Genomic DNA, 23,232 nt, shown 5'->3' with positions numbered 1-23,232 from the left:
AGAACGCATGCAAAAAATTCCGGGGTGACCATGGCGGAAATTCAGCTCAAGAATATTTCAAAGCGGTGGGGTTCATTTATTGGCGTGCACAATTTTGATCTGACGATTGCGGATAAAGAGTTTCTGGTGCTGCTTGGCCCCTCTGGTTGTGGCAAGACCACTACGATGCGCATGATCGCCGGGCTCGAGGATATCAGCGAGGGCGAGATTACGATTGACGGGCAGGTCGTGAATGATCTTGACCCCAAAGATCGCGACGTTGCGATGGTGTTCCAAAGCTATGCGCTTTACCCAAATCTCGACGTTTACGAAAACATCCGCTTTCCTTTGAAGGTTCGCAAAACTGATCCATCAACGCATGACGCGCGTGTCAAGCGCGCGGCCGAGATGGTCGAGCTGACGGAATTCATGCATCGGCGTCCAGCTGAATTGTCGGGCGGTCAGCGACAGCGTGTGGCACTGGCCCGTGCAATCGTGCGTGAGCCTAACGTGTTTCTGATGGATGAACCTCTGTCGAACCTCGACGCCAAGTTGCGCGTCTCGACCCGCCATCAGATCAAGAATCTTAGCCATGAATTGCAGGTCACAACGATCTACGTGACCCACGACCAGATCGAAGCCATGACACTGGCCGACCGCGTCGTCGTTATGAATAAAGGCGTCGTGCAGCAGGTCGGAACGCCGACTGATATTTACGACACACCAGCAAATACCTTTGTGGCAAGCTTTATTGGAAGCCCTGCAATGAACCTGTTGGAGGGTGAGGTGTCCGGCGGCGTGTTCACCGGCGAAAACGTTCGAATTGCAGGCCTGCAGACGACGCACGAGGGCAAAGCAACTCTTGGGTTTCGTGCGGAAGATGCCAGCATCGACCCGGATGGAACATCTGCTGCTCCGCTTTATTCGTTGGAACTGCTTGGCGACGCAACGATTGTCACGCTCAAGCTTGGTGGGACTGTTGCCTCGGTCCGTGCCGGTAAAGAATACCGCGCTGAGATCGGAACGCAGGTGTCGGTCGATATTCCAGCGTCCGCCTGTCACCTGTTCGATGCCAGCACGGGCGAACGAATGGACTGATACGATGCCCAAACCTCAGGCATATGATTTTATCGTGATCGGTGCGGGCTCGGCCGGCTGTGCGGTTGCTGCCGGTCTCATCGAAAACGAAGCTGGCAGTGTTCTGGCGCTTGAAGCCGGGCCGTCAGACAAATGGCCGTTGGTGCGCATGCCTTTTGGTCTGGTCTGGATGATGGGCAGCAAGGGTCGCGACTGGCGCTACAAAACTGTCGGAATGCAGGGCATAAATGGGCGCTCTCTGGCCATACCGCGCGGCAAGATGATCGGCGGATCCGGCTCGATCAACTCGATGGTTTGGTATCGCGGGTGTCAATCGGATTTTGACGATTGGAACGTGCCGGGTTGGACCTGGGAACAGGTCGGCCCGACATTCGAAGCAGTTGAGGCAAAGATTGCCCCTGCCAGAATGGAGGCACCGCATCCGCTGACGCATGCTTTGGAGTGCGTTTTTGACAATGACCCTTCGGCAGATGTTACCCCCGAACGCGAAAGCAGCGGTCCTTGTCGGTTCAACATGCACAACGGGCGCAGATGGTCCGCGGCTGATGCTTTTTTGCGCCCGGCACTATCAAAGGGCGGCAGCGTCCTGCAGAAGACGAATGTAAAGTGCATTCGGTTTGACGGTGACCGGGCTTCAAAAGTGGAGTTGACGGACGGCACCCTTCTGAAGGCGCGCAAAGGCATCGTTCTGTCCGCCGGCGCGATCGGATCGCCCGAAATTCTTCTGCGTTCGGGTGTCGGTCCGGCGGATGATCTGCGTAAGGCGGGTATAGATGTCGTACGCGATGCACCGGAAGTGGGTGAGAATTTACACGACCACCCCGGATGCGGAATTCATTACTCAGGTCCGAAATCTGGCTATGGGCTAAACGCCCATGATGCCATGAACTGGTTGTCAGCCCCCTTGAACTGGATGGTGCGCGGGCGCGGCGTTCTGGCGTCTCCGACATGCGAGGGTGGGTTGTTCTTTGACAGCACCGGGCAGGGCGGACGGCCTGACATTCAAAGTCATTTCATTCCGTTCTACCTCGATTGGAATGGCCGGCGTTACACCATGGGCTCAGGCTATTTCGCCGATGCGGTGGTGTGCCGTCCGAAATCCCGGGGTCGCCTGACTGTAACGGGCGAAGGTTTGGCGATTGATTTTGGACTGTTCAATGATCCCGACGATCTGGATCGTCTGACACGCGGCTGGCAACGCCTGCGCATGATCATGGCAGAGGCCGACTTGTCCCCGCATACGGCACCCGAAGCATTCCCCGGACCCTTAGTGCAGTCCGAAGAAGACGTGCGGGACTATATCCAAAACCGTGCCGCTACCGCATACCACCCCGTCGGCACATTGAGGATGGGAATGGACTCCGGCTCGCCCGTAACGGAACGCCTCGGATTTCGCGGGGTCGAAGGATTGTGGGTCGCTGATGCATCCATCATGCCCAGCATCACAAGCGCCAATACCAACGCCCCATCCATGATGATTGGCCATCGTGCCGGTCAAATAATTTCGGAGGATGCCGCATGAAAGGTTCTCGCCCCGAGCAGGCGGTTTTGACCCGCGACACGGACCTGAGCAAGACGGATGAAACGCGCCGCGTGATCGAAACCATGGTGGATGGTCTGAACGATCACCGTATCGACGATATCGGCGAGTTCTTCAGCCAAGGATTCCGGTGGCTGGGCAATCAGGGCTGCGGAACAAAGACTGGCTTGAAAGAATTTCAGGACAATTGGCAGCGACCCTTTCAGGCCGCGTTTTCGGACAAGACCTGCATCGACGAAGCACGGCTTTACATGGGTGAATGGGCCGCTGCCTTTGGCCGGCAAGAGGCGACGCATTCGGGCGAATTTCTGGGGATCGCACCCACCGGCAAACGTGTCGAGATCAGGTACATGGATTTTTGGAAGGTCGTTGACGGCAAGATAGTCGACAACTGGGTGAATGTAGACTTTGCCCATGTTGCAGCGCAGCTGGGCGTCGATCTTTTTAACGGTGAAGGCTGGGAAGCCTATGACCGGGGCGAGAAGACACCGCCCCGTCCCGCAAACTGAGGGCTGAAAAAATGGCAATTGAGTATCTGAAACGCGGCAAGTCTGACGCTGACCGGGCGGAGGATGACGCCAAAACGCGCGCCGTTGTGGAGGCAACGCTCAAGGATATCGAGACCCGCGGCGATACCGCCGTTCGTGAGCTGAGCGAAAAGTTCGACAACTACTCCCCCGCGTCATTCCGACTGTCGCAACAAGAAATTGACGAATTGATTGATCAGCTGACGGATCGGGAACTCGCGGACATCAAGTTCGCGCAGGAACAAGTGCGTAACTTTGCGCAAGCGCAGCGCGACTCGATGCTGGATATCGAGATCGAAACCCTGCCTGGCGTGATCCTGGGGCATAAGAATATCCCCGTGCAATCGGTGGGCTGCTATGTGCCCGGCGGCAAGTTCCCGATGGTGGCCTCGGCCCATATGTCGGTGGCTACAGCCTCGGTTGCGGGCGTGCCGCGCATCATCGCCTGCACGCCGCCTTTCAACGGCAAACCTAACCCTGCAGTGATCGCCGCGATGTATCTAGGCGGCGCGCACGAGATCTACGTGATGGGCGGCATTCAGGCAATCGGAGCAATGGCACTGGGAACTGAAACCATCGACCCCGTGCACATGCTGGTCGGTCCCGGCAACGCCTTTGTGGCCGAGGCCAAGCGTCAGCTCTTTGGTCGCGTCGGCATCGACCTGTTTGCAGGCCCGACCGAGACGATGGTGATTGCGGATGAAACCGCCGCCGATGCTGAGCTGTGCGCCACCGACCTGCTGGGTCAGGCCGAGCATGGCTACAACAGCCCCTGCGTGTTGCTGACGAATTCGCGCAAACTGGCTGAGGAAACCTTGACTGAAGTCGACCGCTTGCTGGGCATTTTACCCACCGCAGGCACGGCGAAAGTGTCTTGGGACGAATATGGCGAGGTGATCGTTTGCGACACCTATGATGAGATGTTGCAGGTCGCGGATGACATAGCATCCGAACATGTGCAGGTGATGACAGACCGCGACGACTGGTTCCTTGAGAACATGACGTGCTATGGTGCGCTGTTCCTTGGGCCGCGCACCAATGTCTCGAACGGGGACAAGGTGATTGGCACGAACCACACGTTGCCCACCAAAAAGGCGGGCCGTTACACTGGTGGCCTTTGGGTTGGCAAGTATCTGAAAACACACAGCTATCAGAAAGTTCTGACCGATGAGGCTGCTACGCTGATTGGCGAGTACGGCTCGCGCCTTTGCATGCTTGAAGGTTTTGTTGGCCATGCGGAACAATGTAACGTCCGTGTGCGCCGCTATGGTGGGATCAACGTCCCTTACGGTGAACCTGCGCCCTACCGCGAGGCCGCTGAATGAGCGACGTCCATTCAGCGAACAAGGCGCTGATGGCACCGCTTCGTGCGGCGATGTACGACTTTGACAGTGTCCGTGTCCAAGCCGCGCTGAACGGCGCGGTTTCTGACGATGCGGTCATTCACATGCCCTATCCCTTGGGTGACATGACGGGTCCGCAGGCATTGTATGACACCTGCTATGCCCCGTTGCTGAACGCCATGCCCGACCTTGAGCGGCGGGATTGGATTGTAATTGGCGGCAGAACCGAACACGGAGACGATTGGATCGGTTGCGGCGGACACTATTTTGGCACGTTCGCCGCCCCCTGGCTGGACATTCCACCAACCGGGCATCTGACCCATATGCGGTTTCATGAGTTCTATCGCATCCACGCAGGTGAAGTGGTCGAGATCCAGACCCTTTGGGACATTCCCGAAGTGATGATGCAGGCGGGTGCGTGGCCGATGGCTCCGTCCCTGGGGGTGGAGTTTTGCGTCCCGGGTTCAGCCTCGCAGGATGGAATTGTCGCGGGGCCTTGGGACGAGGCCAAATCTCAGGCATCCTGCGATCATATCGTTGAGATGCTTGAGTATCTCAAGAAGCATCCCAGCCAAGGCGGTCCAGAAGTGATGGAGATGGATCGGTTCTGGCACCCGCGTATGAACTGGTATGGCCCTGCTGGAATAGGAACCGGGCGAGGGTTTGCTGGGTTTCGCAATTGGCATCAAATTCCGTTTCTGAACGGGATGCCGGACCGCGGGCAATATGTAAAAGACATTACCTATCATTTCTTCGGGGACGGGGACTACGCCGCGGTCACAGGCTGGCCGAACATGATCCAAACCGTGACGCATGACGGCTGGATGGGCATCGCGCCATCGGGCAAACGGATTACCATGCGCAGTCTGGATTTCTGGCGCCTTGAAAACGGAAGGATACGCGAAAACTGGGTTCTGGTAGACCTGTTGGACGCTTATGCGCAACTGGGCGTTGACGTTTTCGCCCGACTGCGCGAGTTCAATAAGGCCCGTGTTCCCGGTCATGTACCCTTTCCCGTAGGAGAGCCCTGATGGATCTGCCACCCGTCCCTTCTTTTCGCCTCGACGGTAAGCGCGCCTTAGTCACCGGCGCGTCCTCGGGCATTGGTTTGGCCTGTGCGACGGCACTGGCCAGTCACGGGGCAGAAGTCACGCTGGCCGCGCGGCGCGCTGACAAACTGGATGAGGTTGCTGCCGCGTTCGCCGAACGGGGCTGGAGCGCTACGCGCCTGATGTTGGATGTCGCTGATGTCGCTGCCACCGAGGCGGCCGTAGATGCAGCCGGTCCGTTTGATATTCTGATAAACTCGGCCGGTCTTGCGCGGCATAGCCCGGCACTGGAAACTACTGAGGCTGATTTTGACGCAGTTAGCGACCTGAACTTCAAGGGTGCCTATTTCCTGACGCGTGCTGTTGCACGCGGCCTGATCGCGGCCGGTAAACCCGGCAGCGTTATCAATATAACCAGTCAGATGGGGCAGGTTGGCGGCATAGACCGTGCAGTCTATTGCGGCACTAAACATGCGGTTGAAGGCTTTACCAAATCCATGGCGATTGAGTGGGGTCCGCATGGCATACGTGTGAACTCGCTCGCGCCCACATTCATCCGCACGCCTCTGGCCGAGCAAACGCTGGCGATCCCGGAACGGCGCGCGTGGATAGAGGAAAAGATCAAGCTGGGTCGTGTGGGCGAGTTGGAAGATATCACTGGCGCGGCGGTCTATCTGGCCTCTGACGCTTCGTCTCTTGTGACCGGCACGTCTCTGCTGGTCGATGGCGGATGGACGGCAGACTGATGGCAGAGAAGGTTACATCATTCGACGTCGCCCGCCTTGCCGGTGTCAGTCAATCCGCCGTCAGTCGGGTTTTTACGCCGGGCGCATCGGCATCTGCCGCGACCCGGAAAAAGGTTAAGAAAGCAGCGGAGGAGTTGGGTTATCGCCCGAATACTCTGGCCCGAGCGATGATCACGGGCAGAAGCCGGATCATCGGCTTGGTCGTGGCCTACCTTGAGAACCAATTCTACCCGATGGCATTGGAACATCTGGATCGCGCCTTGAAGGAACGCGGGTACCATATCCTTCTGTTCATGGCGAAAGACGACGAGGGTGTCGACGAAATCGTTGAAGAGCTGATGTCTTTTCAGGTCGACGGGATCATCACGGCCTCTGTCGCCATGTCCAGTGATATTGCCAAACGATGCGAAGATGCCGGAATTCCGGTGGTGATGTTTAACCGCGGACAGGAAACCGGCAATCTGGTGCGGGTGACATCTGACAATGTGCAGGGCGGGCGTACGGTCGCCAATTTCCTGGCGCGGGGTGGTCACACGAGGATCGCCCATATCTCGGGCTGGCAAGGGTCTTCGACGGGTTTGGATCGCATGAGCGGGTTTGTCGACGGCCTGAAGGACCATGGGTTGGAACCTATTGCTATCGAAGACGGGATGTACAATCAGGAAACGGCATCAGCGATTGCGCGTGCCATGTGCAGCACGCCGGACCGACCAGATGCGATCTTTGTCGGCAACGACCATATGGCGTTTGCCGTTATGGATACCCTCAGGTTCGAACTGGGGCTGTCCATCCCGGATGATGTCAGCATTGTCGGCTATGACGACGTGCCTATCGCGGCCTGGCCAGTTTATGACCTTACGACCATTCGGCAGCCGATCAACAAGATGGTAGCCGCCACAGTCGATGTGCTGCTGTCCCGCATCGAGGATGGCAAGGCGTCGGAAAGTATCCTGATCCCCGGCCCGTTGAAAATGCGGGGGTCGTCCCGGAAACCAAAAGGCTTTTTCCCATGAGTTATGCTAAAAAGTGGACAGATTTTCCCGACTACATCCTTGGGATCACGAAAGAGATATGGGAGGATCGCGGCACCGAGACGCTGAACCGCTATTACGCGCCCGAAATTCCGGTGCGCACGCCGATGGGGATCAGCCACGGCAACCAGGGTGTGATTGCCGCGACTATGGCCACCTGTCATGAGTTTCCCGATCGCCAGCTCTACGGCGAGGATGTGATCTGGTCCTACTCGGACGAGCACGGCCATCTGTCCTCGCACCGTCTGCTGACCACCGCGACGCATCTGCAGGATGGGCAGTTTGGTAAGGCCAGCGGTAAGAAGTGGGTTGTGCGCGTCATCGCCGATTGCGCGGCCAAGGGCGAGACGATCTATGACGAATGGCTGGTGCGCGACTATGGCGGGCTGGTGCGACAACTGGGGCTGGAGCCCCACGACTACACTCGAGATCTGATCGCAGCCGAAGGCGGGCCAGACAAGGCTGCACGCCCCTTTACCCCCGAGATCGACGTGGACGGCGGTTATCACGGCACCGGCAACGAAAATGAGTGGGGCGCGCGCTATGCCGAGACGCTGACGCGCATCATGAACAAGGATTTCAACCATATTCTGGTGGATTACGACCGTGCGGTCATAGGGGAATACGCGGGCGCGCAACAGGCCATTGGGCGTGAGGCTGTCAGCCGGTTCTGGGTCGGCCTGCGCTCGTCCTTTCCGAATGCCGAATTCAAAATTCACCATCAGATCGGCATGGAGGGCGGAATGATGTCACCGCGCGCCTCGGTGCGCTGGTCGCTGGATGGCACCCATGACGGCTGGGGCGCGTTTGGACGCCCAACCGGGGCCAAGGTCCACGTGATGGGCATGTCCCATGCCGAGTTCGGCCCGTGGGGCCTGCGCCGTGAATTCAGCCTGTATGACGAAGTAGCGATTTGGAAACAGATCCTGCTGGAAACCGGAGACGTCTGAGTGACGCAACGGGCCTCATATCTGGACAACAGCCAGTCTGCGCGGCGTTTTCACGCCCACCGCGCCAGCTTACGGGCGCGGCGGCTGAACAACCGACCTCCCGGAGGGATGGTTTGATTTCGTCAAACCACCCCTATCCAAGGAGAAAAGACCATGAGCACTATTGAACAACGCATCGTCCGCTATGGCGAGCTTCAGCCCTGCAAAACCGCCTTTATCGACGCCCACACGCCGGGGTCGGATCAAAAGGAAAACTTCACCATCGTCGGCGGCGGTGTGTCGGAAAGCCCCGACCAGCATGTCCACATCACCGACAAGATCGGGTTCAACATCGGCGCGGCGGGGCAACCTCCGAAATGCCGCAACTCTCTGCACAGCCACACCACGGCCGAGGTGTTCTTTGTCGCCAAGGGCCGCTGGCGCTTTTTCTGGGGTCGGTACGGTACGGCGGGTGAGTTCATTGCCGAGGAAGGTGACATTTTCAACATCCCCACGGGTATCTTCCGGGGGTTCGAGAATGTCGGACAGGACTACGGCATGATCATGTCGATCCTGGGGGGCGACGATGCGGGCGGTGGCGTGACATGGGCCCCGCAGGTCATCGAGGACGCGCAGGCCCATGGTTTGATGCTGGGCAATAACGGCGTGCTCTACGACAGCAAAAAGGGCGAAGAGCTGCCCCATAACGTGCAGCCCATGCCCCTGTTGACCGAAGACCAGTTGAAAGCCTATCCCGAGGTTCCGGTCGAAGACGTTGTCGGCAAATATGTTGCCCGTTACTGGGACCTGATGGCGCTGGCCGCGAACAAACCCGCCGTGGTGATCGGTGAGAACGGCCTGATCAAGGACAAACCGGGGTTCGAGGTTGATTTCCTGACCCGCGGCTCTGGCGTTGAGGCCCCGGTCGAAGCCACCAAACCCGTGGTTCTGATGCCCGCCAGCGGCCATTGGCGCATTGCCATCAACGATGTGGTTGTCACCCTGTCCAGCGGTGACACAGCGCTGGTTCTGCCCGGCGAACGCTATAGCGTGATGCCGTCGATGACCGGTCAGGCGGGCCTTTACCGGATCACTGCCACCGACGATCCGGCAGGGGCAACCTGGACCGGGGCCTAAACGAACAGGTGGTCGCAGGCCAAAGCGCTGCGACCGCCCTTAAGACCAAGATCAAGGAGACAAAGATGACCCGCGTTCTGACGACCCATGTGGGCAGCCTGCCCCGCACGCAAGAGGTGGTGGATTTCATCTTTGCCCGCGAGCGTGACGAGCCTTACGACCCTGCCGCCTTGGACGCCTGCATGACGGCAGCAGTTTCACAGACGGTGAAACAGCAAAAGGACGCGGGGATCGACATTGTCTCGGATGGTGAGACGTCAAAGATCAGCTATGCGACCTATGTCAAGGATCGCTACACCGGGTTTTCGGGCGACAGCCCTCGAAACGCACCCGCCGATCTGAAAATGTTCCCCAGCTTTCTGCAACGTCTGGCCGAAGCGGGTGGCACTCCGCAATATGCCCGCCCTATGTGTACCGGAGAGGTTCGGTCAAAAGGGCAGGGCGAGTTGCAAAAGGACATCGCCAACCTTAAGGCGGCAATGGTGGAACACGGTGTCGAGCGGGGTTTTATGAACGCCGCCAGCCCCGGCGTCATTTCCCTGTTCCTACAAAACGATCATTACAAATCGCGTGAGGCTTATCTGGCCGCGCTGGCGGATGCGATGAAAGAGGAATACGAAACCATCGTCGCGGCGGGTCTGGACTTGCAGCTTGATTGCCCCGATCTGGCCCTGTCGCGCCACATGCTTTTTACTGACATGACGGATGAAGAGTTCATCGAGGTTGCGCAAATGCACGTGGACGCTCTGAACCATGCGTTGTCGAATGTTCCTGCGGAAAAAGTGCGGGTTCATATCTGTTGGGGCAACTATGAAGGCCCGCATTTGTGCGACATTCCTATGTCCAAGATGTTCGACACTCTGATGGCCACCAAATCGCGCTATGTCCTGTTTGAGACGTCAAATCCGCGTCACGGCCATGAATGGGCTGTGTTCCGCGACCGCAAAGCCGATATCCCTGACGATAAAGTGTTGGTGCCGGGCGTGGTCGATACGACCACCAATTTCGTGGAACACCCAGAACTGGTGGCTCAGCGTATTGCGCGCTTTACCGATATTGTCGGGGCAGAGCGTGTGATCGCGGGTAGTGATTGTGGGTTCGGCACCTTTGCCGGGTTCGGCGCTGTTGATCCCTCGATCGCGTATGCCAAGCTTGCGGCTTTGGCCGAGGGTGCAGCCGCCATGTCGGAGGGTTAGATGACCCCCTTGCTACTGCTGCCGGGCATGATGTGTGATGCCCGGCTGTTTGCCCCCCAGATCGAGGCCTTCACCCCCACGCGCGCCGTATCCGTTCCGGCATTGTCGGGCAGTGATAACATGGCAGATCTGGCAGCGCAGATTTTGGCGCAGGCCCCGGACCGCTTTGCCCTTGGAGGGCTGTCCATGGGCGGGATCGTCGCGATGGAGATCACCCGTCAGGCCCCTGATCGGGTGGCTGGCCTGGCCCTGTTGGACACAAACCCGCTTGCCGAGATGCCTGAGGTTCAGGCCCGCCGTGGCCCGCAAATGGAACGCGCACTGGCCGGAAAGTTGGATAGCGTGATGCGGGACGAGATGAAGCCCAATTACCTCAGCGATGGTGAAAACCGGGCCGAGATACTGGATCTGTGCATGTACATGGCGCTGACATTGGGGCCGGAGGTTTTCTGCGCGCAGTCCGTTGCCCTGCGCGACAGGCCGGATCAAACCGAAACCCTGCGCGCGTTTGACAAACCCGCCTTGGTTTTGTGCGGTCGTGAAGACAAGCTGTGCCCGATCTCGCGCCATGAGTTGATGCATGACCTGCTGCCGCGCTCGGAATTGGTGATCATCGACGGTGCCGGACATTTGCCGACACTGGAAAGACCGTTAGAAACCGCGCGTGCACTGGACCGCTGGCTAAAGGAAGTTGACGATGAATGATGAACTGCTGGCCCTGTTGAAATCGGTCGACACACCTACTGTCTGCAATGCGATTGAGGTTTCTCAAGGCGGACGGGGTTTTGATCGCTTTACCCGAGGAACCGTGCTATGCAGCGATCCAGACGCCGGAGCAATCGTCGGGTTTGCCAGAACCGCAAAGATTGCGGCAGTTGCCCCGTCCTCGGAACCCGCGGACGTCATCAAGGCGCGCCGCATGGACTATTACCGTCACATGGCCGAGGGACCGCGGCCGGGTATTGCGGTGGTTGAGGATCTCGACGGGGAAAATGCAGTCGGCGCGTATTGGGGCGAGATCAATACGACCGTCCACAAGGGGTTTGGTCTGTCAGGCGCTTTAACCAACGGCGTGATGCGCGACCTTGGCGACCTGCCCGAGGGGTTTCCAGTGATTGCCGGCTCGGTTGGCCCCAGTCACGCCTTTGTTCACGTACGCGAAATTGGAACGCCCGTTACCGTCTTTGGCATGCGGGTTGAAGATGGCGATCTGATCCATGCCGACCGCCACGGCGCTCTTGTCATTCCGGCGGACTACATTCCCAGACTGGGCGCTGCGATCCACAAGCTGCTTGAGACCGAAAAGCTGGTATTAGAACCCGCCCGTGCCGAGGGCTTTGATTTCGCCGCCTTCGAGGCGGCCTGGACAGCGTTCGAAAAAGCCCGAACCTGACGTTAGCAGGCGTAGGTGGTCTACTTCAGTGTTTGAGGAGACTTGCAAGTCAGTCCCAGCGTGCCAGACACTGTGATTGATTACTGTTTAATCCGTGGGTGGTGGACAAAATCACATAAACCTGAGTTGGGGCTGTCGCATTAAGTGCGGGAATACGCGTCACAGTCTCCGAGACCTCTGGGCTCAGTCTATGTCATAACCCGTACTGTTTGATAAAAGGTTCTGAACCGCTCCAATCGTTCCGACAGTGCATCGGAAGGTGAAGGCTCAAATGTTGCAGTGCTGGTGGTCTGGACGGACAGGTCACTTATGCTCAGGGCCTTGTCGCCACAAGCTGCGAGCCTGACTGCGCCGAAGGCCGGACCAGTGTCTGACCCGGCCGATCGTTCGATCGGTTTGTCTATCACGGATGCAATCAAGCCCAGCAACAGGTCTGAACGGCTTCCGCCTCCGATCGCGGAAAGTGCGGGTAGGTTTTGTATTGTTTCGCCAAAACTTTCGGCAGCGTCAGCAAAGCAAAAGGCAACGGATTCGACCACGGCCCGGCAGATTTCAGCCCGGGTTGTTGCGTCCTCGAGGCCAAAAAAGCAGGCGCGTATATGAGGGTCGCCGTGGGGGCTGCGTTCTCCGGTCAGGTAGGGCAGAAAAATGGGTACACGTTCAGTATTGGCGGTTTCGGCCAGCGTGATGACTTCACCGGCCGTCACCCCCAATTGTTCAGCGATCCAGGCAATCGGGCGTGCGCCGTTCAACATAGCCGCCATTTGGTACCAGCGATCTGGCAACGTATGCGCAAAGGCGTGAACGTATTTCTCGGGGTTGGGTTTATACGTGTCGTCGGCCACGAAAAGCTGGCCAGACGTACCCAGCGAAATGAACCCCCGTCCGGGTTCAGTGGCCCCAAGCGAAACTGCACCTGTGGCAGCGTCCCCTCCACCCGCCACAACCGGCGTGCCAGTTTTTAAGCCAGTTTCCGACGCGGCACTGGCAGAAACTGCCGCGACCACGTCGTGCCCGTGATGCAAAGGAGGCAGCCAGTCTGGCGAGGTATCGCTTGCTGCTGCGACGTCCGAATTCCAATCCCGCGTGCCCTGGTTCAGCCACATGGTACCGGCCGCGTCAGAAATATCCGTGGCCAAATGGCCATGCAGCTTTAGGGCGACGTAGTCCTTTGGCAGTAAGATATGCGAAATGCGGGCATATTTGTCTGGTTCATAGCGTTTCAGCCACATGATCTTTGGCGCGGTAAAACCGGGCAGGGGTAAGACGCCCGAAGTCGTCCCGATCTGCGGTACGGCCTGGCGCAGCTGATCACACTCTGCTGTCGACCGGCTATCATTCCACAAAATCGCGGGCCTTATGGGGGTCTTGTTTGCGTCGAGCAGTACCGCCCCATGCATCTGGCCGGACAGGCCGATGGCCTTCACGTCGCTCAGCCGAACGGACGTGCCCAAAGTGTGCAACGCGTTGCAGGTCGCGTGCCACCAGATATCCGGCGGTTGCTCGGACCAGCCCGGCTGCGGAGAGGAGGTTTCCAATTCAACTGCGGCTGTCGCGACAATCCGGGTTGTGTCCGAACACACGACCTTGACCGCCGACGTCCCAATGTCGATCCCTATGTACATATGGGAATCTGTAGCTTTCACAGGTTTGCGCGGCAAGGGCGAGGGGATTGATTTTTTGGCGCGCGGAAAGAATATGTAAAGTTACGAAAGAAACAGGCGCAGACCCCGACGTTATGACCAAGATAAAGAACATGGAGGAATTCGCAGCTGTCAGCGGTATATCGCGGCCAACTGTATCCAAGTATTTTCACGACCCCGATAGCGTTCGCGCGAGTACACGCGCACGCATTGAAGAGGCGCTTGAGCGGTTTGACTACCGGCCTAATATCTACGCGATTAACCAAAACAGGAAGCTGACAAAGAATATCGGAATCGTCGTACCCTACCTGGCTGATCCGTTCTTTGCCGAGATCGCCAGATACCTTGAACAAAGCTGTATCGCGGCTGGCTATCGCCCCACGCTGTTCAGTTCGCATGGTGAGCAAAAGCTGGAAAACGAAATTCTGGATAGTTTGCGATCTCTCAAACCTGCGGGAGTGTTGTTGGCCCCTTTGGGGCGCGCATCTGACCGGTTGGCAATCGAAAAGTTCTGCGCCGATGTCCCGACTATCCTTTTTGACAGTAACCTCGATGGCCTTGGAGCGGCATTCGTCGGATCTGATAACTTCAGCTTCGTTTCGCAGACCGTAGAATACATGATCCGAACCGGCGAGCCCCCGTCCTTCTTTGAAATGCGCACCCCGGCAAACCCGAACGCAAACAAACGCCGTAAGGCTTATGTCGATGTCATGGAAAGCCTTGGGCTGGAACCGCATGTCATCAAGGTTGAGGGCAGGGGATGGGCTTTCGAAGACATCGGCAAGCGCGGTGCGTTGAAGGTCTTGGAAGAACGGCAGCTAAAGACAGACTCGGTTTTGTGCAGCAACGATCGTCTCGCAATCGGGTTTCTTGCGGCCTGTTATGAGCAGGGGATTCGTGTCGGCCGGGGCAAAGATTGCAGTCTGCGCGTGGCCTCGAATGATGACCATCCCTTTGCAAAATTCACGTGCCCGTCGTTGACAACTGCGGCCCATGATTATGACAACGTGGCAGCCAAAAGCGCGGAGTCTCTGTTCGAACTCATTGAAAATGGGGGTAAATTCGAAACGCGCGCTGAAACTTTGTTCCCGGCGCGCTTGGTTTTGCGTGAGTCCGCCTGACTTCAAAATTTAACGCGCGTAAAGTTTTTATTGACGCCGCGACAAGATTCGATCTACCCTTCCTGCACGACATCCAAGCTCAGGGAGGACAGGGATGTATCTCAAACACGCACTTCGCGCGGCGACTGCATTGACATTTGTCGCCACGGCAGCGGCCCAAGCGGAAACCATAACGATCGCCACAGTGAACAATGGCGACATGATCCGCATGCAGGGCTATACCGACAATTTCACCGAGGCGACCGGCATTGACGTCGAGTGGGTGACGCTGGAAGAAAACGTTCTGCGCCAGCGCGTTACCACGGACATCACGACCAAAGGTGGTCAGTTCGACATCATGACGATCGGCATGTACGAAACGCCGATCTGGGGTCAAAACGGCTGGCTGGTGCCGCTGGATGGCATGTCAGCAGAGTATGACGTCGGGGACCTGTTGCCTGCGATGGCAGGTGGTCTGAGCAACGATGGCACCCTTTATGCTGCGCCGTTTTACGGCGAAAGCTCGATGATCATGTATCGCACAGACCTGATGGAGAAAGCTGGCATGGAAATGCCAGAGGCACCAACATGGCAGTTCATCCGCGAAGCGGCTGCTGCAATGACGGATCGCGATAACGACATCAACGGTATCTGTCTGCGTGGCAAGGCCGGTTGGGGCGAAGGCGGAGCCTTCATCACTGTCACCGCAAACTCGTTCGGTGCGCGCTGGTTTGACGAAGACTGGAAGCCCCAGTTCGATCAACCAGAGTGGAAAGAGGCACTGACCTTCTTCTTAGACATGATGAATGAATCGGGCCCTGCAGGGTATGCCACCAATGGGTTCAACGAAAACCTCTCACTGTTCCAGCAAGGCAAGTGCGGAATGTGGATTGATGCCACGGTTGCGGCGTCTTTCGTGACCAATCCGAATGACTCGACCGTAGCTGACAAGGTCGGCTTCGCTCTGGCCCCGAATGCGGAAGGTGTCGACAAGCGCGCCAACTGGCTCTGGGCATGGGCGCTTGCGATCCCGGCTGGTACGCAGCAGGAAGATGCCGCCAAGAAGTTCATCGAATGGGCGACCTCGAAAGACTATATCGAGCTGGTAGCCGAGAACGAAGGCTGGGCCAACGTTCCCCCGGGTGCGCGGACGTCTCTCTATGAGAACGACAACTACAAGGACATCCCTTTTGCGCAGATGACGCTGAAGTCGATCCTTGCGGCTGACCCCCAGAACTGCTGTGCGCAGCCGACCCCCTATACTGGCATCCAATTCGTTGCGATCCCGGAATTTGCGGGTATTGCGACACAAGTCAGCCAAGAGTTCTCGGCGGTCTACGCCGGACAGCAATCGGTCGATGAAGCCCTTGCCAAAGCGCAGGCCTTTACCGCCGAAGAGATGGAAGCCGCAGGGTACTGACGTCTTCTCCCCAGTGGGTGGGCAGATCGCTGCCCCCCGCTTCTTCACTTTCACAAATCGTGTTTTTCTCGCAGGCTTGCGTTACGCCTGAACAGAGAGGGTTTGCGTCATGGCTACTCAACACTCCCGATCCGTTGCCCGGTTGATGATGGCACCCGCCGTAGTTCTGCTACTTGGTTGGATGCTGGTGCCGCTGACGATGACATTGTACTTTTCATTCAAGAAATACCTGCCGCTGCGCGGTGGTGATCTGGGTTGGGTCGGACTGGATAACTACATTCGTTTCGTCTCTTCCAGTACATTCTGGCCCGCGGTCCAGGCGACGCTGGTGATCGTTGGTGGCGTTCTGGTGATCACCGTCGTTCTTGGTGTCTTGCTGGCGATGCTTTTGGATCAACCCATGTGGGGGCAGGGCGTCGTACGTATCCTTGTGATAGCGCCTTTCTTTGTCATGCCGACCGTATCTGCGCTGGTTTGGAAAAACATGTTCATGGACCCGGTCAATGGTCTTCTGGCTCATCTGTGGCGCTTTTTCGGGGCCGAGCCGATCTCGTGGCTGTCCGAGGCGTCGATGACTTCGATCGTGATGATCGTGTCATGGCAGTGGCTGCCTTTCGCAACGCTGATCTTGCTAACCGCAATCCAGTCACTGGACAGCGAACAACTGGAAGCCGCCGAGATGGACGGAGCACCGCCACTGAAACGGTTCTACCATATCATCCTGCCGCATCTGGGCCGGGCGATCACCATCGTGATCCTGATCCAGACCATCTTTCTTCTGTCGATCTTCGCCGAGATTTTCGTGACCACCGGCGGCGCATTCGGAACCCGCACACTGACCTACCTGATCTTCCAGCGCGTGTTGGAAAGCCAGAATGTCGGCCTTGGATCGGCTGGTGGTGTCTATGCAATCATTCTTGCCAACATCGTTGCCATCTTCCTGATGCGCATCGTCGGCAAAAACCTGGACGCGTGAGGAGGTAGTATCATGGCCCGCGCCGTCACAACCCGCCGCAAATCGCTGAACACTGCCCTTGCCTGGGCTGTCGGTCTGCTGATCTTTTTCCCGATCCTGTGGACGATCTTGACCAGCTTCAAAACCGAAGCGCAGGCGATTGCCAGCCCACCGATCTTTCTGAACTTCGACTGGACGCTGGAAAACTACGCCATCGTGCAGGAACGCTCGGATTACATGCGCTTTCTCTGGAATTCGGTGATCATTGCAGGCGGTTCCACCCTTTTTGGCGTGATCATCGCAGTCCCTGCAGCTTGGGCCATGGCCTTTGTGCCCTCCAAGCGGACCAAGGACATCCTGCTGTGGATGCTGTCCACCAAGATGTTGCCTGCGGTTGGTGTCTTGTATCCGATCTACCTGCTGTTCATTCAGTTGGGCCTATTGGACAGCCGTGCTGGTCTGGTGGTGGTGCTGATGCTCATCAATCTGCCGATCATTGTCTGGATGCTGTACACTTACTTCCGCGAAATTCCGGGCGAGATTCTGGAAGCCGCGCGAATGGATGGTGCGACGTTGAAAGAGGAAATCCTCTACGTCCTGACGCCCATGGCAGTTCCCGGTATCGCCTCGACTGTGCTGCTGAACTTCATCCTTGCCTGGAACGAAGCGTTCTGGACCCTCAACCTGACGGCCGTTGATGCGGCCCCGTTGACGGCCTTTATCGCCAGCTATTCCAGCCCGGAAGGCCTGTTCTTTGCCAAGCTCAGCGCGGCTTCGACCATGGCGATTGCGCCAATCCTGATCCTTGGCTGGTTCAGCCAGAAACAACTTGTCCGCGGCCTGACCTTCGGCGCTGTGAAATAAGGAACACGACACATGGGACGTATTCAACTCAAGTCCGTGACCAAAAGCTTCGGCGATGTACAGGTCATCCCTCCATTGGACCTGACCATAGAAGATGGCGAGTTCACAGTCTTTGTCGGCCCTTCGGGCTGCGGTAAATCCACCTTGCTGCGCCTGATTGCGGGATTGGAAGATATCACAACCGGCCATATCGAGATCGACGGTTCTGATGCCACTGATGTGCCGCCCGCCAAGCGCGGCCTGGCGATGGTGTTTCAGTCTTACGCGCTGTATCCCCATATGTCTGTGCGCAAGAACATCGCGTTCCCCTTGCGCATGGCCAAGCTAGATCAGGCAGAAATCGACAAACGTGTCGAAGGTGCTGCCAGTGTTCTGAACCTTGCGGATTATCTGGATCGCCGTCCCGGGCAATTGTCGGGTGGACAACGCCAACGCGTTGCCATCGGGCGCGCAATTGTCCGCGAACCGGCCGCGTTTCTGTTTGATGAGCCACTTTCGAACCTGGATGCCGCCCTGCGTGTCGGTATGCGGCTTGAAATAAGCGAGCTGCACGAACGTCTTGAAACTACGATGATCTACGTGACGCATGATCAGGTCGAGGCGATGACCATGGCCGACAAGATCGTCGTTCTTCAGGCCGGGGTGATTGAACAGGTTGGCAGCCCGCTAGAGCTGTACCGAACACCGCGTAACCTATTCGTAGCGGGCTTTATCGGCTCGCCCAAAATGAACTTTATCCAAGGGGATGAGGCGGCCAAACATGGTGCACATACAATCGGTATCCGGCCCGAGCATATCTCGGTCTCTGACACCGAAGGTACCTGGTCCGGTGTGGTCAGCGTGTCAGAACATCTTGGCTCGGACACGTTTTTTCATGTGCACGAAACAGGCTTGGCGGAGACCATTACTGTACGCGCGGATGGTGAGGTTGGATTCCGTCACGGCGACCGTATCCATTTGACCCCCCGCGCGGACGTCATTCACAAGTTTGATGCGCAAGGGCTACGGATAGAATGATGCGTCTGGAAGGCAAAACCGCACTGATCACGGGTTCGGCCCGCGGGATCGGTCTTGCCTTTGCAAAAGCGTATGTCTCTGAGGGCGCGCGCGTTGCTTTGGCTGATATCGACATAACGCGTGCCACAGAAGCTGCTGCCGAAATCGGCACAGCCGCAATGGCCGTTGAGATGGACGTCACGAACCAGGACAGCATTGATCAGGCAGTGACCGATGTCTCAGAGAAACTAGGTCCGATAGACATTTTGATTAACAATGCTGCAATCTTTACGGCGGCCCCGATCGCAGAAATTGAACGTGCAGACTATCAGCGTGTCTTTGATATCAATGTTGCGGGTACGCTGTTCACATTGCAGGCGGTAGCGCGCCATATGATGGAACACGGTACCAAGGGGCGCATCATCAACATGGCGTCTCAGGCCGGTCGGCGGGGTGAGCCCTTGGTTGCCGTCTACTGTGCCAGCAAGGCTGCAGTTATTTCATTGACCCAATCGGCAGGGCTGAACCTTATCGCCCATGGTATCAACGTGAACGCCATTGCTCCGGGTGTTGTGGATGGTGAGCATTGGGATGGGGTCGACGCGTTTTTTGCCAAACACGAAGGCAAAGCGCCGGGGCAGAAAAAACGTGAAGTTGGCGAAGCTGTCCCCTATGGCCGCATGGGGCGTGCCGAAGACCTGACTGGAATGGCTGTCTTTCTAGCCTCGGACGAGGCGGAATACATCGTGGCGCAGACCTACAATGTGGATGGTGGGAACTGGATGAGCTGATGGAACAACTGGCCAACTCGGTAATCAAGCTTGCACGTGACACACTGGATGCGCTGCCAGATGGCGTTCAGCGTCCACTCTACAGTGCGGCTGACATAAATCCTGGCATCGTTCACATTGGTCTTGGGAATTTTCACCGTGCGCATCAGGCGTGGTACATTCACCAATTGATGCAAAGCGGCAAAGCCCTGGACTGGGGCATCATTGGTGCCGGGGTGCGCTCTTACGATGCAGACATGCGGCAAAAGCTTTTGGCGCAGGACTGTTTGACCACCTTGATCGAACTTGACCCGGCGGGAGTTTCGGCGCAGGTCATCGGTCCAATGGTTGACTATTTGCCGATCGAAAACGGGAATGCGACCTTGATCCGGCAAATGTCGGACCCCGTAATTCGCATCGTATCTTTGACAGTAACCGAGGGCGGGTATTATCTGGACCCCACAACCGGAGCGTTCGACACATCGCATGATGATGTCCGTCATGATGTGCAGCACCCGGATCAGCCCAGAACTGTTTTTGGTGCCATCGTCGCGGCACTTGGCCAACGCAAAAGCGCCGGGGTGCCGCCTTTCACGGCGTTGAGCTGCGATAACCTGCAAGGGAACGGCGCGATCCTGCGCCGATGTGTCGTTGGGCTTGCCCGAATGTCCGATCCGGATCTGGCGGATTGGATAGATCAGAACGGGGCATTCCCAAATTCCATGGTGGATTGCATTGTGCCGGCCACCACCGATCAGGTTATGGCGCAAACCCGGGCGTTGGGCATTGATGACCGTGCCCCCGTTACACACGAGAATTTCCGCCAATGGGTTATCGAAGATGCGTTTTGCGCAGGCCGTCCCCCCTTGGAAGACGTTGGTGCAACGATCACAAAGGATGTGCACCCCTACGAGGCCATGAAGCTGCGGATATTGAACGGTGGCCACCAAATCCTGGCGAATGTGGGTGAAGTATTGAACATTCCCACGATATCGGCCTGTATGCAGGACAGGGACATATCCGATTTTTTTACGACCGTTCAGGCAAGGGACATACTTGGGCATGTGGCTTCGGTTCCGGGTATGACGCCCGCCAACTACCTGAATTTGATCACACGGCGGTTCGAAAATACGGCTATTCATGACACCACACGCCGCGTGGCATTTGATGGATCGTCCAGACATCCCGGATTTTTGTTGCCAACTCTGCGCGATGCGCTGGACGCAAAAACGTCGATCTCGGGGCTGGCGCTAGCCGAAGCGTTTTGGTGTAGAATGTGTGAAGGGACACGCGAAGACGGAACTGAGATCGCCGCAAATGATCCGATATGGGATCAGCTTCAGGACACAGCCAAAGCCGCGCGTCTCAATCCAATGCTGTGGATTGAAAACGCCAAGATTTACGGATCCTTGGGGCAAGACGATCGGTTTGGAACTGCCTTCGCGAATTGGTTAGAGATCATCTGGAACGACGGATGCCGCCACGCGTTGCAGACTTATCTGGCGCAACCGGCGTAAATGCGCGGTTTGACCAGCCTCGCTGCATAAAGCCCGGCTGCATTGTCCCGATAAGGGTATCTAGTCGTGGGGAAGGTTGCGACTTGCCTGAATGTCACGAATATCGTCTGGCCAGGTGGAGCGGATATAACCCAGAACGTCCCATAAGTCGCCGTCGGTCAAAGTGCCGTCAAAGCCCGGCATGCCGCTGTTGAAATCACTGATGCCGCGGGCTGCGAGCGCTTCGGCGCCACCCAATTTGGTGTAGTCGAACAAAAGCTTGTTGTCGTGGTGCCAGGTATGCCCCGTCACATCATGGGGTGGGGCAGGTAGCACGCCGTTTTCATCGGGTGTTTGCCAATTGGGTTGACCTTCCAGATCAGCTCCGTGGCATACAGCACAATGCTCGGAATAAAGGTTCTGACCATTCTCAAGGTCTCTGTCCAACAACTCATGATCTGCCGCGCTGCTGGTCGCTATGCAACACAGGGCTAACGCGAAAATGTGTTTGTTCATCTCAACCTACCTCAGTTCGGCAGCGTAAGCACGGTCGTTAGTGTGGCTGTTGCTGCAAGCACGAAAAATACGATGACGGCTTCAACCTCGATGGATCGGGCAAGGTTGCCGGCCGCCTTTGCGTCTTGGTTTCGCATGGCTGGAATAAACCGTAGCTTGTTCGCAGCGGCAAGGATCAATAACAGCCCCACGAGTAACACTTTCAACAACAACACCTGCCCGTAGCTTGTGAAGAAAAGCGCGTTGAGATCGCCGACAAGTAGCCAGCCCATCCAAAGACCCGCTATGATCAATATCGGTACAATCACGGTGGCAGCTTGCCCAAAGCGGTGCCCCAGTGTTGCAGCATCTGTAAGGTGTTCGGGCATTCGAGCCATAGTCCGCAAAGGGCTGAAGATACCTACCCAAAAGGCAACGCACGCCAGATGCAGCAAAAGCAAGGCCTGAACACCAAAGCGTTCAAGCTGCGGTACATGTCCAATCTGCGTAAAAGACCACAAAGCCAAAACACCACCGGCGAGCGCGATCCATCGCCCAAAGCCTTGAACAGAAAGCCCGATAAGGATCAAAACCGCGCCCGCAAGACGGGAAACAAGGACCTCACCGACCGATGTCTGCCAAAGTAAACCCAACATTTCAGGGTCGACCATGCCATCGGCTCCGCCCGTTAAGGCGGCACCACGAAGCATGAAACCAAGTACTGTTGCGACAAGGGCAAGCCAGGCCAGGATAATGGCTTGGCGTTTCATCGTTTCGCTGATGAGGGTTGCCAAGCCGGAATACAGGCACATCACAATAACCAGTCCGGTGGATCCCACAAAGCCCACGTACAAAACAAGTTTTGCGAGGATCGCAGCAATTCCCCAAATGTCTGGCATGCTCATTCTACGGTAAAGGAAAACTCGCCTTGCATCGCGTGACCGTCTTCACCCAGACCACGCCACTCGATGACATATGTTCCGCTTCCACTGCTTGGGAGTGGGATGGTGAAGACCTGATCAAAGCTCGTCTGATTACCCAAATCCAAACCCACGGCCGAATGCTCTTCGTGCACCATTTCAACCCGCGTTAATCGGATATCATCTGAGAAGTTGAGGCCAATTTCAGCGGGTACGTCGGTTACCGTGGTTCCGTCGCCGGGGGTCGTCTCCTCAATCTTGGAATGCGCCAGTACGCCACTTGGCAGCGAAACCATCAGTGCGAGCATTAGCATCTTCTTCATTGGGCATCCCTCAATTCGTTGGCGCACGGCATGAACTGACTGGTATTCAAACAGTTTGAAAAAACCGCGTCCAGCACCCGCCTGAACAATGGAGGCGGTTTGTTGTTGCGCGGCTGGGTCATCAGAGCCGGACATGGGGTGCTCTGCTTTTCTCTAATTGCTGCCGCCGATCGCATATGCAAAAATTGCACCCAGCCTGCAGTATCAATTTCATAGTGGGTAGAAAACGGACCTTCGCTGCAAGTGCATTGCTGAAAATCGGACCACAGACCGCGGATAAAC

23 protein-coding genes are annotated in these 23,232 nt (G+C 57.1%); 19 read left to right on the top strand and 4 right to left on the bottom strand.

Annotated elements, in window-relative coordinates:
* Positions 1-30 precede the first annotated feature (30 nt).
* The 12 genes from ACR0DG_RS17025 to ACR0DG_RS16970 all read left to right on the top strand — a co-directional run bounded on the left by ACR0DG_RS17025 (position 31) and on the right by ACR0DG_RS16970 (position 11,968).
* Entirely contained in the window at positions 31-1,077 is a 1,047-nt protein-coding gene (locus ACR0DG_RS17025; RefSeq protein WP_480698822.1) for an ABC transporter ATP-binding protein, read from the top strand.
* 4 nt (positions 1,078-1,081) lie between these two features.
* Positions 1,082-2,599, top strand: a complete 1,518-nt coding sequence (locus tag ACR0DG_RS17020; protein WP_480698820.1) for a GMC family oxidoreductase — start codon at positions 1,082-1,084, stop codon at positions 2,597-2,599.
* A complete protein-coding gene (locus ACR0DG_RS17015) occupies positions 2,596-3,126 on the top strand; it encodes an ester cyclase (protein ID WP_480698818.1) in 531 nt (176 codons plus the stop codon). Before ACR0DG_RS17020 ends, ACR0DG_RS17015 begins: the two co-directional genes overlap by 4 nt.
* Positions 3,127-3,137: 11 nt before the next feature.
* The gene (gene hisD / locus ACR0DG_RS17010) at positions 3,138-4,469 is read left to right on the top strand and encodes a histidinol dehydrogenase (protein WP_480698816.1); all 1,332 of its coding nucleotides are present in this window, start codon (positions 3,138-3,140) and stop codon (positions 4,467-4,469) included.
* Positions 4,466-5,518, top strand: coding sequence for an ester cyclase (locus ACR0DG_RS17005; RefSeq protein ID WP_480698814.1), 1,053 nt, complete (start codon positions 4,466-4,468; stop codon positions 5,516-5,518). Before hisD ends, ACR0DG_RS17005 begins: the two co-directional genes overlap by 4 nt.
* A complete protein-coding gene (locus ACR0DG_RS17000; RefSeq protein ID WP_480698812.1) occupies positions 5,518-6,282 on the top strand; it encodes an SDR family NAD(P)-dependent oxidoreductase in 765 nt (254 codons plus the stop codon). Before ACR0DG_RS17005 ends, ACR0DG_RS17000 begins: the two co-directional genes overlap by 1 nt.
* Complete coding sequence (locus ACR0DG_RS16995; RefSeq protein WP_480698810.1) at positions 6,282-7,295, top strand: LacI family DNA-binding transcriptional regulator; 1,014 nt, start codon at positions 6,282-6,284, stop codon at positions 7,293-7,295. Before ACR0DG_RS17000 ends, ACR0DG_RS16995 begins: the two co-directional genes overlap by 1 nt.
* Positions 7,292-8,263, top strand: coding sequence for an ester cyclase (locus tag ACR0DG_RS16990; protein WP_480698808.1), 972 nt, complete (start codon positions 7,292-7,294; stop codon positions 8,261-8,263). Before ACR0DG_RS16995 ends, ACR0DG_RS16990 begins: the two co-directional genes overlap by 4 nt.
* A gap of 153 nt (positions 8,264-8,416) precedes the next feature.
* Positions 8,417-9,379 (top strand): cupin domain-containing protein, encoded by a 963-nt coding sequence (locus ACR0DG_RS16985; protein ID WP_480698806.1) that lies wholly within the window; start codon positions 8,417-8,419, stop codon positions 9,377-9,379.
* A 65-nt stretch (positions 9,380-9,444) separates the two neighbouring features.
* Positions 9,445-10,575 carry a cobalamin-independent methionine synthase II family protein gene (locus tag ACR0DG_RS16980; RefSeq protein ID WP_480698805.1) on the top strand — a complete coding sequence of 377 codons (1,131 nt, stop codon included), beginning with the start codon at positions 9,445-9,447 and terminating at the stop codon, positions 10,573-10,575.
* Entirely contained in the window at positions 10,576-11,280 is a 705-nt protein-coding gene (locus ACR0DG_RS16975) for an alpha/beta fold hydrolase (RefSeq protein ID WP_480698803.1), read from the top strand.
* Positions 11,273-11,968, top strand: a complete 696-nt coding sequence (locus tag ACR0DG_RS16970) for an RraA family protein (protein ID WP_480698801.1) — start codon at positions 11,273-11,275, stop codon at positions 11,966-11,968. The genes ACR0DG_RS16975 and ACR0DG_RS16970 overlap by 8 nt, the downstream gene beginning before the upstream one ends.
* 188 nt (positions 11,969-12,156) lie before the next feature.
* On the opposite strand, the gene xylB is transcribed toward ACR0DG_RS16970, so the two are convergent.
* A complete protein-coding gene (xylB, locus tag ACR0DG_RS16965) occupies positions 12,157-13,593 on the bottom strand; it encodes a xylulokinase (protein WP_480698799.1) in 1,437 nt (478 codons plus the stop codon).
* Positions 13,594-13,706: 113 nt separating this feature from the next.
* On the opposite strand from xylB, the gene ACR0DG_RS16960 reads away from it, so the two are divergent.
* From ACR0DG_RS16960 to ACR0DG_RS16930, 7 genes are all read left to right on the top strand, one after another.
* Positions 13,707-14,732, top strand: coding sequence for a LacI family DNA-binding transcriptional regulator (locus tag ACR0DG_RS16960; RefSeq protein WP_480698797.1), 1,026 nt, complete (start codon positions 13,707-13,709; stop codon positions 14,730-14,732).
* Positions 14,733-14,826: 94 nt separating this feature from the next.
* On the top strand, positions 14,827-16,131 hold the full coding sequence (locus ACR0DG_RS16955) for an ABC transporter substrate-binding protein (RefSeq protein ID WP_480698795.1): 1,305 nt from the start codon (positions 14,827-14,829) through the stop codon (positions 16,129-16,131).
* Positions 16,132-16,240: 109 nt separating this feature from the next.
* Positions 16,241-17,107 carry a carbohydrate ABC transporter permease gene (locus ACR0DG_RS16950; RefSeq protein WP_480698793.1) on the top strand — a complete coding sequence of 289 codons (867 nt, stop codon included), beginning with the start codon at positions 16,241-16,243 and terminating at the stop codon, positions 17,105-17,107.
* Between the two features lie 12 nt (positions 17,108-17,119).
* Positions 17,120-17,950, top strand: coding sequence for a carbohydrate ABC transporter permease (locus tag ACR0DG_RS16945; protein WP_480698791.1), 831 nt, complete (start codon positions 17,120-17,122; stop codon positions 17,948-17,950).
* A gap of 12 nt (positions 17,951-17,962) precedes the next feature.
* Positions 17,963-18,967 (top strand): ABC transporter ATP-binding protein, encoded by a 1,005-nt coding sequence (locus ACR0DG_RS16940; protein WP_480698789.1) that lies wholly within the window; start codon positions 17,963-17,965, stop codon positions 18,965-18,967.
* Positions 18,964-19,737, top strand: a complete 774-nt coding sequence (locus ACR0DG_RS16935; RefSeq protein WP_480698787.1) for an L-iditol 2-dehydrogenase — start codon at positions 18,964-18,966, stop codon at positions 19,735-19,737. Before ACR0DG_RS16940 ends, ACR0DG_RS16935 begins: the two co-directional genes overlap by 4 nt.
* Positions 19,737-21,233, top strand: a complete 1,497-nt coding sequence (locus ACR0DG_RS16930) for a mannitol dehydrogenase family protein (protein ID WP_480698785.1) — start codon at positions 19,737-19,739, stop codon at positions 21,231-21,233. Before ACR0DG_RS16935 ends, ACR0DG_RS16930 begins: the two co-directional genes overlap by 1 nt.
* A 60-nt stretch (positions 21,234-21,293) precedes the next feature.
* On the opposite strand, the gene ACR0DG_RS16925 is transcribed toward ACR0DG_RS16930, so the two are convergent.
* Genes ACR0DG_RS16925 through ACR0DG_RS16915 form a run of 3 tightly spaced genes read right to left on the bottom strand, consistent with a single transcriptional unit; the run spans position 21,294 to position 22,950 of the window.
* A complete protein-coding gene (locus tag ACR0DG_RS16925; RefSeq protein WP_480698783.1) occupies positions 21,294-21,728 on the bottom strand; it encodes a c-type cytochrome in 435 nt (144 codons plus the stop codon).
* A gap of 11 nt (positions 21,729-21,739) precedes the next feature.
* Positions 21,740-22,612: a copper resistance D family protein gene (locus ACR0DG_RS16920; RefSeq protein ID WP_480707235.1), complete on the bottom strand. Its 873-nt coding sequence runs from the start codon at positions 22,610-22,612 to the stop codon at positions 21,740-21,742.
* The gene (locus tag ACR0DG_RS16915) at positions 22,609-22,950 is read right to left on the bottom strand and encodes a copper resistance CopC family protein (RefSeq protein WP_480698779.1); all 342 of its coding nucleotides are present in this window, start codon (positions 22,948-22,950) and stop codon (positions 22,609-22,611) included. Before ACR0DG_RS16915 ends, ACR0DG_RS16920 begins: the two co-directional genes overlap by 4 nt.
* Positions 22,951-23,232: the final 282 nt, after the last annotated feature.

The organism is Ruegeria sp. BG8, assembly GCF_056538325.1.
The sequence above is the reverse complement of the archived record's forward strand: the minus strand, read 5'-3'. Positions and strand labels throughout refer to the sequence as shown.

Excerpts from the sequence above, each read along its gene's own strand:
- ACR0DG_RS16950 (WP_480698793.1), top strand. The coding sequence starts at position 16,241 with ATGGCTACTCAACACTCCCGATCCGTTGCCCGGTTGATGATGGCACCC.
- ACR0DG_RS17015 (WP_480698818.1), top strand. The coding sequence starts at position 2,596 with ATGAAAGGTTCTCGCCCCGAGCAGGCGGTTTTGACCCGCGACACGGAC.
- ACR0DG_RS16995 (WP_480698810.1), top strand. The coding sequence starts at position 6,282 with ATGGCAGAGAAGGTTACATCATTCGACGTCGCCCGCCTTGCCGGTGTC.
- ACR0DG_RS16915 (WP_480698779.1), bottom strand. The coding sequence starts at position 22,950 with ATGAAGAAGATGCTAATGCTCGCACTGATGGTTTCGCTGCCAAGTGGC.
- ACR0DG_RS16990 (WP_480698808.1), top strand. The coding sequence starts at position 7,292 with ATGAGTTATGCTAAAAAGTGGACAGATTTTCCCGACTACATCCTTGGG.
- ACR0DG_RS16980 (WP_480698805.1), top strand. The coding sequence starts at position 9,445 with ATGACCCGCGTTCTGACGACCCATGTGGGCAGCCTGCCCCGCACGCAA.
- ACR0DG_RS16945 (WP_480698791.1), top strand. The coding sequence starts at position 17,120 with ATGGCCCGCGCCGTCACAACCCGCCGCAAATCGCTGAACACTGCCCTT.
- ACR0DG_RS16925 (WP_480698783.1), bottom strand. The coding sequence starts at position 21,728 with ATGAACAAACACATTTTCGCGTTAGCCCTGTGTTGCATAGCGACCAGC.
- ACR0DG_RS17025 (WP_480698822.1), top strand. The coding sequence starts at position 31 with ATGGCGGAAATTCAGCTCAAGAATATTTCAAAGCGGTGGGGTTCATTT.
- ACR0DG_RS16975 (WP_480698803.1), top strand. The coding sequence starts at position 10,576 with ATGACCCCCTTGCTACTGCTGCCGGGCATGATGTGTGATGCCCGGCTG.
- ACR0DG_RS16970 (WP_480698801.1), top strand. The coding sequence starts at position 11,273 with ATGAATGATGAACTGCTGGCCCTGTTGAAATCGGTCGACACACCTACT.
- ACR0DG_RS16955 (WP_480698795.1), top strand. The coding sequence starts at position 14,827 with ATGTATCTCAAACACGCACTTCGCGCGGCGACTGCATTGACATTTGTC.
- hisD (WP_480698816.1), top strand. The coding sequence starts at position 3,138 with ATGGCAATTGAGTATCTGAAACGCGGCAAGTCTGACGCTGACCGGGCG.
- ACR0DG_RS16920 (WP_480707235.1), bottom strand. The coding sequence starts at position 22,612 with ATGAGCATGCCAGACATTTGGGGAATTGCTGCGATCCTCGCAAAACTT.
- ACR0DG_RS16940 (WP_480698789.1), top strand. The coding sequence starts at position 17,963 with ATGGGACGTATTCAACTCAAGTCCGTGACCAAAAGCTTCGGCGATGTA.
- ACR0DG_RS17000 (WP_480698812.1), top strand. The coding sequence starts at position 5,518 with ATGGATCTGCCACCCGTCCCTTCTTTTCGCCTCGACGGTAAGCGCGCC.
- ACR0DG_RS17005 (WP_480698814.1), top strand. The coding sequence starts at position 4,466 with ATGAGCGACGTCCATTCAGCGAACAAGGCGCTGATGGCACCGCTTCGT.
- ACR0DG_RS16935 (WP_480698787.1), top strand. The coding sequence starts at position 18,964 with ATGATGCGTCTGGAAGGCAAAACCGCACTGATCACGGGTTCGGCCCGC.
- ACR0DG_RS17020 (WP_480698820.1), top strand. The coding sequence starts at position 1,082 with ATGCCCAAACCTCAGGCATATGATTTTATCGTGATCGGTGCGGGCTCG.
- ACR0DG_RS16960 (WP_480698797.1), top strand. The coding sequence starts at position 13,707 with ATGACCAAGATAAAGAACATGGAGGAATTCGCAGCTGTCAGCGGTATA.
- ACR0DG_RS16985 (WP_480698806.1), top strand. The coding sequence starts at position 8,417 with ATGAGCACTATTGAACAACGCATCGTCCGCTATGGCGAGCTTCAGCCC.
- ACR0DG_RS16930 (WP_480698785.1), top strand. The coding sequence starts at position 19,737 with ATGGAACAACTGGCCAACTCGGTAATCAAGCTTGCACGTGACACACTG.
- xylB (WP_480698799.1), bottom strand. The coding sequence starts at position 13,593 with ATGTACATAGGGATCGACATTGGGACGTCGGCGGTCAAGGTCGTGTGT.